The sequence below is a fragment of the Erwinia sp. Leaf53 genome, assembly GCF_001422605.1.
In the GTDB taxonomy this organism is placed as follows: Bacteria; Pseudomonadota; Gammaproteobacteria; order Enterobacterales; family Enterobacteriaceae; genus Erwinia.
Map to the genome: position 1 here is coordinate 196,023 of NZ_LMLK01000021.1, position 9,329 is coordinate 205,351.

Annotated in this window: 12 protein-coding genes and 4 tRNA genes; 10 read left to right on the forward strand and 6 right to left on the reverse strand. The window is 55.0% G+C overall.

All coding sequences use genetic code 11. From position 1 onward, the window contains the following. The first annotated feature begins 61 nt into the window (after window positions 1–61). The 10 genes from ASF13_RS12650 to ASF13_RS12690 all read left to right on the forward strand — a co-directional run bounded on the left by ASF13_RS12650 (window position 62) and on the right by ASF13_RS12690 (window position 5,578). A tRNA-Ile gene (locus ASF13_RS12650) sits at window positions 62–137 on the forward strand. Between the two features lie 500 nt (window positions 138–637). Continuing rightward, window positions 638–1,207, forward strand: a complete 570-nt coding sequence (locus ASF13_RS12655) for a 3'-5' exonuclease (protein ID WP_056236753.1) — start codon at window positions 638–640, stop codon at window positions 1,205–1,207. After that, complete coding sequence (locus tag ASF13_RS12660) at window positions 1,204–1,407, forward strand: hypothetical protein (protein ID WP_056236755.1); 204 nt, start codon at window positions 1,204–1,206, stop codon at window positions 1,405–1,407. The genes ASF13_RS12655 and ASF13_RS12660 overlap by 4 nt, the downstream gene beginning before the upstream one ends. After that, window positions 1,400–2,083, forward strand: coding sequence for a hypothetical protein (locus ASF13_RS23580; protein WP_072166374.1), 684 nt, complete (start codon window positions 1,400–1,402; stop codon window positions 2,081–2,083). Before ASF13_RS12660 ends, ASF13_RS23580 begins: the two co-directional genes overlap by 8 nt. Further along, window positions 2,080–2,907: a hypothetical protein gene (locus tag ASF13_RS12670; protein WP_056236759.1), complete on the forward strand. Its 828-nt coding sequence runs from the start codon at window positions 2,080–2,082 to the stop codon at window positions 2,905–2,907. Before ASF13_RS23580 ends, ASF13_RS12670 begins: the two co-directional genes overlap by 4 nt. Continuing rightward, entirely contained in the window at window positions 2,891–3,169 is a 279-nt protein-coding gene (locus ASF13_RS12675; RefSeq protein ID WP_056236760.1) for a hypothetical protein, read from the forward strand. Before ASF13_RS12670 ends, ASF13_RS12675 begins: the two co-directional genes overlap by 17 nt. Further along, window positions 3,166–3,921 (forward strand): hypothetical protein, encoded by a 756-nt coding sequence (locus ASF13_RS12680; protein ID WP_056236762.1) that lies wholly within the window; start codon window positions 3,166–3,168, stop codon window positions 3,919–3,921. Before ASF13_RS12675 ends, ASF13_RS12680 begins: the two co-directional genes overlap by 4 nt. 2 nt (window positions 3,922–3,923) lie before the next feature. Next, entirely contained in the window at window positions 3,924–4,262 is a 339-nt protein-coding gene (locus ASF13_RS12685; protein WP_056236764.1) for a hypothetical protein, read from the forward strand. Window positions 4,263–4,313: 51 nt separating this feature from the next. Continuing rightward, window positions 4,314–4,562 (forward strand): DUF4224 domain-containing protein, encoded by a 249-nt coding sequence (locus tag ASF13_RS23585; RefSeq protein ID WP_072166375.1) that lies wholly within the window; start codon window positions 4,314–4,316, stop codon window positions 4,560–4,562. Continuing rightward, window positions 4,562–5,578 (forward strand): tyrosine-type recombinase/integrase, encoded by a 1,017-nt coding sequence (locus tag ASF13_RS12690; RefSeq protein ID WP_056236766.1) that lies wholly within the window; start codon window positions 4,562–4,564, stop codon window positions 5,576–5,578. Before ASF13_RS23585 ends, ASF13_RS12690 begins: the two co-directional genes overlap by 1 nt. 119 nt (window positions 5,579–5,697) lie before the next feature. Here the strand turns inward: ASF13_RS12690 and ASF13_RS12695 are convergent. From ASF13_RS12695 to uvrY, 6 genes are all read right to left on the reverse strand, one after another. Next, window positions 5,698–5,783, reverse strand: a tRNA-Leu gene (locus ASF13_RS12695). 12 nt (window positions 5,784–5,795) lie between these two features. Beyond that, a tRNA-Cys gene (locus ASF13_RS12700) sits at window positions 5,796–5,869 on the reverse strand. A gap of 43 nt (window positions 5,870–5,912) precedes the next feature. Then, window positions 5,913–5,988 (reverse strand) — tRNA-Gly (locus ASF13_RS12705). 155 nt (window positions 5,989–6,143) lie between these two features. Then, window positions 6,144–6,692: a CDP-diacylglycerol--glycerol-3-phosphate 3-phosphatidyltransferase gene (gene pgsA, locus ASF13_RS12710; protein ID WP_056236768.1), complete on the reverse strand. Its 549-nt coding sequence runs from the start codon at window positions 6,690–6,692 to the stop codon at window positions 6,144–6,146. 71 nt (window positions 6,693–6,763) lie between these two features. Continuing rightward, window positions 6,764–8,596 carry an excinuclease ABC subunit UvrC gene (gene uvrC / locus ASF13_RS12715; protein ID WP_056236770.1) on the reverse strand — a complete coding sequence of 611 codons (1,833 nt, stop codon included), beginning with the start codon at window positions 8,594–8,596 and terminating at the stop codon, window positions 6,764–6,766. A 7-nt stretch (window positions 8,597–8,603) separates the two neighbouring features. Then, entirely contained in the window at window positions 8,604–9,248 is a 645-nt protein-coding gene (gene uvrY, locus ASF13_RS12720; protein WP_056236772.1) for a UvrY/SirA/GacA family response regulator transcription factor, read from the reverse strand. Window positions 9,249–9,329: the final 81 nt, after the last annotated feature.

Below are 9,329 nucleotides of genomic sequence, written 5' to 3' on the forward strand. Positions count from 1 at the left end.
GAACGGTGGCTAAACCAGCGCACGTGAACGGCGAGGAGCACCGGCTACCGCAACAATATTCGGCCCTTTGCACAGTCTGTGAATGTAGTCGCCTCATAAGCGAAGTAAGGCGGGTTAGATTCCCGCAAGGGCCACCAGAATCCAGAGTCGTGTGGCGGTTCGGCGAAGAGGCCATGATCCATATTGGACCGAAAGCTAAATGGACCCACAAAAACGGCGAGTGATGTCCAAGCTCAAGTGACGTTAAAGAGCCGAGGCCACTGCGTGAGTGTGGCACACAACAGAGAGAGCTTTGAGAGGGGTCACAGGGCCAGGGCTGATTAACCTGACCCATAGTAACAATCCAATAAGCGGTGGCGATAACCAAGCCAGGATGACCAAAACCGTTAGGGCAACGCTCAGGAATGGCCTAATCAACCACCTGAGCGCCCCGCTCAAAGCCCTCTCTGTTGTGTCGCACCCGGTGGTGATCGGGCTCCTTACCCGATGCAGGCTCAACTCCTGACGGCACATACTTCGCGGGAGAAACACGGCTGTGGCGCGTTGCAGCGCCCACCAGCCAATTTAAAACACTTCGGTTTGCTGAATTATTGCCACCTCGGCAAGGGATTCGCGCAGCCTGAAAACAGGAACAGCCATGAACCACATAATGATTGACCTCGAAACGATGGGCAATAAACCAAACGCCGCTATCGTGGCCGTGGGTGCCGTCTTCTTTGATCCGGCCACCGGTGAGATCGGTGCGCAGTATTCCTCCCCTGTCCTGCTGGCGAGTGAAACTACCCACGGCGCAGCGATGGATGCCGATACCGTTATCTGGTGGCTGCAGCAGTCCAGCGAAGCGCGCGCAGTTATCGCCTGTGCAACGAAAAGTATCCTGGTCGTTCTCCATGAGCTGAGCATCTTTGTTAACGAGCACAGCACCGCGCGGAATGTGCAGGTCTGGGGCAACGGCGCTTCATTCGATAACGTGATCCTGCGCTCCGCTTATCAGCGTATCGGGCACCCTGCTTTCTGGCCGTTCTGGTTTGACCGGGATGTGCGCACTATGGTTGAACTCGGGCGGCAGATTGGTATCGACCCCAAGCGTGATACTCCATTCACCGGCGAACGCCACGATGCATTGGCCGATGCTATCCATCAGGCGCAATACGTATCAGTTATCTGGCAGCGTCTTATTCCGGCCACCAGCGAGGCGCACCCATGAACCGCTACATCTACCACTATTGTGCCGCTCGGGGTAATTCAACTTTGTCGGGCATTGCTCAGCTGGAGTATCGGATTACCTCACAAGATGATCTGAATAGGCTGAAAAAACTGGTAAATAGCGGCCTCAATTTTAAGGTTGAGGCTATTACTTCTCTCTCCTATTTAGGGCGTGAAAACGAGGATATCAGCCATGCGTGAGCGCGGGATCATCTTCAACGCCGAAATGGTACGCGCCATTCTGGATGGGCGTAAAACTCAGACGCGGCGGATCGTTAAAGGTCAGCGCACTGGCGAAGTGTGGAGCGTTAAACCTGCCGGAGTCAAAAAGCACAATCGCCATACTCATGACTGGTGGTTGCCGACTGGCTCGTTACCTTATTCCGCGCTGCCAGCATGCCCGTTCGGCCAGCCAGGCGATCGCCTGTGGGTGCGTGAGACGTGGAGTGAAGACTTTGCGAATTATTATCCCAACGATCGCGTTTGGTATGCAGCAAATGACGACCGCCGTCGGGATATTGAAATCGTAGATGGAGTGCGCGGAATCTACAGCCCTGAAAGCGATGTGCATGTGCCTTTCCGCTGGCGCCCATCCATCCACATGCCGCGCTGGGCCAGCCGTATAACGCTGGAGATTACCGGCGTTCGGGTGGAGCGGTTATATAGCATCAGTGAACCAGACGCAGTATCTGAAGGGTTATCGCCAATTCGGTGGTATTCACATCCTACAGAAGGGGTGGTGCGAGACACAGGCGGCATGGTTGCAACCATTCGATTCAAGGAGCTGTGGAGTTCAATCTACGGCGTAGACAGCTGGCAGGCTAACCCGTGGGTGTGGGTCGTTGAGTTTAAGCGCGTGGAGGATGGGCAGCCATGAAAGATATTGACCTGAACAAACTGAAAGACCTGGCGATTAAAGCAGCCGCTGGCAGCTTCCCTGTGCCACATGCGTTTGAAGAAGACCGCAACTATTGTGAAGCGGAAATTAATTACCTGAGCTTCGCAGAAGCTGTAACCCCCGCGGCATTCCTGGCGATCGTCAACGACCTACAGGCCGAAGTAGCTGCCAAACAGCAGAACGTCGATTACCTCGCTGACCGTATTCCAGAGACGCAGCACAACGGCATGATGCAGCTATCCCACCAGCTGGAGGAAGCGCAGGCGCTGTTACGCCACACTCAGGATAAGCTGGGGAAGGCACTGCTGCGCAATAGTGAGCAGGCGGTGCAGCTGGCGCGCCGGGATGCTGCAACTGGTGAACCGATAGGTTATATCGATCCCGATTGCCTCAAGGAATATCGCGGCGTTAAATCTGGCGGGAGCTGGTCAGCAACGCCGAAAACCGGTGAGTACAACCAGACGCTGCCAATCTATCTGGCCGCTCAGCCCGCAGCGCTGCCGCCGGAGTGCTCCCTAGATGGCTTAGACCACCAAAGCAAAGACTCGGAAGACATTCGAAATCTGGCTGAGTGTGTGGGATGGAACGCCTGCCGCGACGCTGCGAAAGCGCTGGGCTGCCAGCCGATTCCGGTGGTTAAGCTGCCAGCCAGGTTTAAGCCTAAAGTCAGCAGCCTGCTTGGCAATCATGCTGCGGTTATGGCATCCAACAGCGATGGCGGGTGGGTTAATCTGAAGGGAGTGATTGAAGCACTTGACGCCTCCGGGATTAAGTGGGAGGTGGAACATGAAACATCTGACTGAGCAGTTCAGCCGGGAGCGTCTGAAGTTGATGACTGGCGATGACATTTACCCTGTAGCCACTATTGGCGAGGTTCAGGCGCTGGCCCGCATCGCGCTGGAGCTGCAGGACGCACCCGGCAAGGTCTACCAGATACGTAAGCTCGACGGCAGCGAAGAGTGGCAGCAGTGGCTTGAAGTGAGTGAGACTGAGTATTACGCCAACGTCAGCAATGAGGGCTGGGGGCGGCGAATTCTTCATTCTTCGCCGGGAGGTAGCGAGTGATCCATTATCACGGAGGCCCGATCACGCCCGATACCGCCGCGCTGAAAGCCTGGCGCGGTCGTCATGCATTTATATCTTTTGCGCACCCCGGCCAGTTGCCGCTGGCCTCCGAGTTTTGCCAGTCGTTCGCGCTGGATAATGGCGCATTCACCGTCTGGAAAGCAGCTGGAAAGAACAAAATTGACTGGTCTGATTATTACGCCTTCGTGAGACGCTGGATGAATCATCCCGGCTTTGACTTCGCCATAATCCCGGACGTGATCGACGGTGGCGAAGCGGAGAACGAGGCCTTGCTCGACGAGTGGCCGCATGGGGAATTCTTTGGTGCACCAGTCTGGCATATGAACGAAAGCGATGAGCGATTCGTCAGGCTCTGCAATGAATATCCGAGAGTGGCGATCGGGAGTTGCGGAGAGTATGACGTCCGCCGGCCATCGCTGGCGGTGTCCCGCATGAAGGACCTTATCCGGCATGTAACCGACGAATATGGGCAACCAGTCTGTAAGCTCCACGGCCTGCGGATGCTTAACCCGCTCATCTTCACCAAGTTGCCTTTAGCAAGCGCCGACAGTACTAACGTGGCGCGTAACATTGGTATAGACAGCAAATGGCGTGGCACCTATTCGCCTCAGTCGAAAGATACAAGGGCAGCGCTGCTGGTTGAGCGTATCGAAGCGCACAACAGCGCAGGCGCTCTTATCTACTGTGAACAGCGCGACAAGCTGCATGTTCAATATTCACTGGAGGTCTGAGCATGCCTAAACCACCAGCAGAACGTAAAGCTGCGCAGCGGGCGCGGCAGAACGCCACCGGCACTAAGAAGCTGGAGCTGAAACTCGACCAGCAGGAACTTGCAATGCTCAAAAGTAACTGCGCCACACGGCGGCCAGGCCGGCCCCCTTACGACATGACCGAGTATATCGCCCTGCTTATCCGCCAGGACGATGCCAGAGTCAGAAGCCGGTTCCAGATCATTCGAAAGAAACGCTGCTCGCGGTGTGGCGATCAGCTGCCAGTGAACAACTGCCCTCTTAAGGGTGAAGCGGCATGCTGGGTTATGCGCAGCGGGTACGAATTAAAGTTAACCGTGTGACATGTCACGCTAATCATTTTCAACCTGTTGCAGCAGGCTCGGGAGATAACCATGAACCAAAGTTCACATGCCCACCCAGGGGAGTCCGACATCATTTCTGATGCCGATATCGTTGTGCTGACCGGATATAAAATCCCATCAAAGCAATGTGAGTGCCTCCGTGAAGCGGGTATTTTTTTCATTACACGGCGCGATGGTCGGCCACGCACCACCTGGCATCACTTCAACGATCCACTGTCGATGAGAAAAGCCCGGACAGACGACGACATCGAACCGAACTTTGGTGCACTGGATAACTAATGCCAAGAGTAAGAGCGAACAAAGAAGACTTGTGGATGCCACCCCGTACATATCGTGGCAGGTCAGCTTTTGAGTTTAAGCCTAGGAACGGGGGAACTATACGCCTTTGTGACATTACAAGCACACAGTCACAAGTGTGGGCGGCTTATGAGGCGCTTATCAACGACAGGCGCGACGAGGATGCTTTCGCCGGATTAACAGAGCGTTTTTTCTCTTCTGCTGATTTTTTCGAGTTGTCTGTAGAAACGCAAAAAGACTACAGGAAGTATTCAATCAAGGTCCTGTCCGTGTTTGGACAACTTCCACCAGATAAAATACGACCTGAGCATATCCGTAAGTACATGGATAAGCGCGGGCTGAAAAGTCGCACTCAGGCTAACAGGGAGAAGGCTTTCATATCGAGGGTCTTTCGGTGGGGTTATGAGCGCGGAATGGTCAAAGGCAACCCAACGAAGGGGGTTAAACAGTTTAAGGAAGTGGCGAGAGACAGGTACATCACCAATGCCGAGTATGCAGCTCTCTACAGCGTTTCACCGGCGATCGTTCAGGTAGCTATGGAATTGGCTTACCTGTGCTGTGCCAGGCAAGCGGATGTGCTGGAGATGAAAAAAGGCCAGCTGATCGAGGAAGGGATTCTGATTAAGCAAAGCAAGACTAGCGTGGCCCAGATTAAAGCCTGGAGCCCACGGCTTGAAGCCGCGATTAAGGCCGGTGCGGGGCTTCCCCTGAAAAAGGGAATGAGCAGCCTGTATGTGATCCATCAACCTTCTGGCAGTAAATATACGCGCGATGGATTTAACAGCCGTTGGTTGAAAGCGAAACAGGATGCCAAAGCAGCGTTCCCGGACGTTGATTTTGATTTCACCTTTCATGACCTGAAGGCTAAAGGCATATCAGACTTATCAGGCACGCTGTATGAAAAACAAGCCATTTCGGGACACAAAAATGTTGAGCAAACGGCACGCTACGACAGGAAGATCGCGGTGGTTCCAGTGGTTGGAGGGCAGAAAATTTAAATAATATTATGAAGGGATATTATGAAAGGACTCGCAGAAACAAAAAAACCGCCTTTAAGGGGCGGTTACGACATCATTCAACTGCTTGTTTTTATTCGTTTTAATCGGTAGTGCGAAGATGGTGCCCAGAGTGGGACTTGAACCCACACAGCCATAAGCCGAGGGATTTTAAATCCCTTGTGTCTACCGATTTCACCATCTGGGCATGGGAATAAATTGGAGGCGCGTCCCGGAGTCGAACCGAGGTAGACGGATTTGCAATCCGTAGCATGGCCACTCTGCCAACGCGCCTTAATTCTGCTGTCATCAGAGAAATTTCTCTGCTGAACTAATCTGGAGCGGGAAACGAGACTCGAACTCGCGACCCCGACCTTGGCAAGGTCGTGCTCTACCAACTGAGCTATTCCCGCTTAGCTTTCAACGTCTTACTTGCTGACGTTGACTGCTGCTTTCGCCTGGCAAACCGTGCTGCCTTTCGATGCGTTGCATTCTACTGAGATAGCGAACTGAGTCAATAAAATAATCCTTACTTTGCATCTGTTTGCTGCTTTTTGAACCGCTTAGATCATCCTTCGAACAGATCGCCGCGCGCGGCGCTTAAATATTGATACATCGACCAGAAGGTCAGCACCGCAGCAATGTACAACGCCACCACACCAACGCCCTCAATCAGCGCATTCGGCCGCCACAGCAGCGCAAACAGCGCCAGCATCTGCGCGGTAGTTTTGACCTTGCCGATCCACGACACCGCCACGCTGCTGCGTTTACCGATTTCTGCCATCCACTCGCGCAGCGCAGAAATAAAGATCTCACGGGCGATCATCGTCGCCGCCGGCAGGGTGATCCACCAGGAGTGGAAGTACTCTGCCACCAGCACCAGCGCGATGGCCACCATCACCTTATCGGCAACCGGATCGAGGAATGCGCCGAAGCGGGTGGTCTGTTTCCAGCGGCGCGCCAGGAAGCCGTCAAACCAGTCGGTGATCGCGGCCACGATAAAGATCAGCGCGCAGACCAGCGGAGCCCATTGAAATGGCAGGTAAAATGCCAGCACAAAGAATGGGATTAACACTACGCGAAACAGGGTAAGCAGGGTCGGAATATTTAGTGGCATAATTACGCTAACTGTTTGGACAGAGTCGAATTTGTTTCTATGTTCCTACATTGCACCGGGTGTTGCAATGCTTAGTGTTTCAGCGCATAGAAGATTTTTTCGGCCAGTGCCTGAGAAATTCCCGGGACTTTCGCTATCTCTTCCACCGAGGCATTCGTCAGCGGTTGCAGGCCCCCCATATACTTAAGCAGCATCTGCCGACGTTTAGGACCAATCCCTTCAATGGTCTCCAGCGAGCTGGTGTTCTTCACTTTTGCGCGTTTGTTGCGGTGGCCGGTAATTGCATGATTGTGAGAGTCGTCACGAATATGCTGCAGCACGTGCAGGGCCGGCGAGTCCGGCGGCAGCGAGAACCCCTCCCCTTCCGGTTCGAGGAACAGCGTTTCCAGCCCGGCTTTACGATCGGTGCCTTTGGCGATGCCCAGCAGCAGCGGATGGTGTTTGTCCCACTCCACCTCCAGCCCGGCGAACACCTCTTTCGCCTGCGCCAGCTGCCCTTTACCGCCGTCGATCAGCACCACGTCGGGGATTTTGCCCGGCTCCAGCGCTTTACCGTAGCGGCGGCGCAGCACCTGATTCATTGCCGCGTAGTCATCGCCAGGGGTGATACCGTTAATGTTGTAGCGACGGTATTCGCTGCGCAGCGGGCCGTTGGCGTCAAACACCACGCAGGAGGCGATAGTCTGCTCGCCCATGGTGTGGCTGATATCGAAACACTCCATCCGTTTAATCGGCGGCAGTTTCAGCGTTTGCGCCAGCGCTTCCAGCCGCTGATGAATAGTAGAGTGCTGCGCCAGCCGGGTCACCAGCGCGGTGGCGGCGTTGGTGCGCGCCAGCTTCAGGTAACGCGCGCGGTCGCCGCGCGGTTTGTTCTGAATCGTCACCCGGCGCCCGGCCAGTTCGGTCAGCGAATCGGCCAGCAGCTCTTTTTCTGGCAGGGTGAAATCCAGCAGGATATCGCTGGGTAGCGTACGCGCCTGGCTGCCCTGCAGGTAGAACTGCCCAACGAAGGTCTGTACCACTTCCGCCAGTTCGGTGCCGCCAGGCACCCTGGGGAAGTAGCTGCGGCTCCCCAGCACCTTGCCCTGACGAATAAACAGCACGTGCAGGCAGGCCATACCGGACTCGAATGCCACGCCAATTACGTCAAGATCGTCGCCCTGGTTGGAGACAAACTGCTTCTCGGTGACCCGACGCACCGCCTGGATCTGATCCCGCAGCCGCGCGGCCTCTTCAAAGCGCAGCCCCTGCGCCGCCTGTTCCATGCGGGCAACCAGCTGGTTAAGCACCTGATCGTCTTTACCCGAGAGGAACAGCCGCACGTAGTTGATCTGCTGTGCGTACTCTTCTTCACTGACCAGGCCGGCCACGCAGGGGCCCAGGCAGCGGCCAATCTGATACTGCAGGCAGGGGCGTGTTCGGTTACGGTAAACGCTGTTTTCACACTGGCGCACCGGGAACACCTTCTGCAGCAGTGACAGCGTCTCCCGTACGGCGTAGCCGTTAGGGAACGGGCCGAAGTACTCGCCTTTGGCATGTTTAGCGCCGCGATGGCTGGCCAGCCGCGGATGCGCGTCACCGCTGAGAAAGATATAGGGATAGGACTTATCGTCACGCAGCAGCACGTTGTAGCGTGGCTGGTAGAGCTTGATGTAGTTATGCTCGAGCAGCAGCGCTTCCGTCTCGGTATGGGTGACCGTAACGTCAATCTGACGGATCAGGGCCACCAGCGCTTCGGTTTTACGGCTGGCGAGATTGTCACGGAAATAGCTGGAAAGACGCTTTTTCAGGTCTTTCGCTTTTCCGACGTAGATTACCGTTTCCTCGGCATCATACATCCGGTACACGCCCGGCTGGCTGGTGACGGTTTTCAGGAACGTTTTAGCATCAAACACATCACTCACTACTGATTTACGGCTCCGTACTGTACAGACCATGACGAATGGCCAGGTGGGTCAACTCGACGTCACCGCTGATGTTCAGCTTGCTGAACATGCGATAGCGATAGCTGTTAACCGTTTTCGGGCTAAGACTGAGCTGTTCGGAAATTTCCGTCACTTTCTGCCCTTTGGTGATCATTAGCATAATCTGCAATTCGCGTTCCGACAAACAGCTGAACGGCGAGGCCGCCTTTTGCGGCTCAATCTGGCTGAGCGCCATCTGCTGCGCAATATCTGAGGCGATGTAACGCTGCCCGGCATTCACTGAACGAATCGCGCTGACCACTTCCTGCGGCGCGGCACCTTTACTCAGGTACCCGGCGGCCCCGGCCTGCATCACTTTTGCCGGCAACGGGTTCTCAGTATGGATGGTCAGCATGATGATTTTGCTGTCCGGCGTGTAGCGGATTATCTTGCGCGTCGCTTCCAGCCCGCCAATCCCGGGCATGTTCATATCCATCAGCACCACGTCAACGTTGTTAGCGCGGCACCACTTGACGGCATCTTCACCGCAGTTGGCTTCACCGACTACCTGGATACCTTTAATATCCTCAAGGATACGACGAATCCCAGCGCGTACCAGTTCATGGTCATCAACGAGAAAAACGCTTATCAAACGGAACTCCCTAAATGGCTGAGGCAGGTAACGATTAGTCACACAGGCAGGCTGATTATGTTACTCCTTTTCCGGCGACGA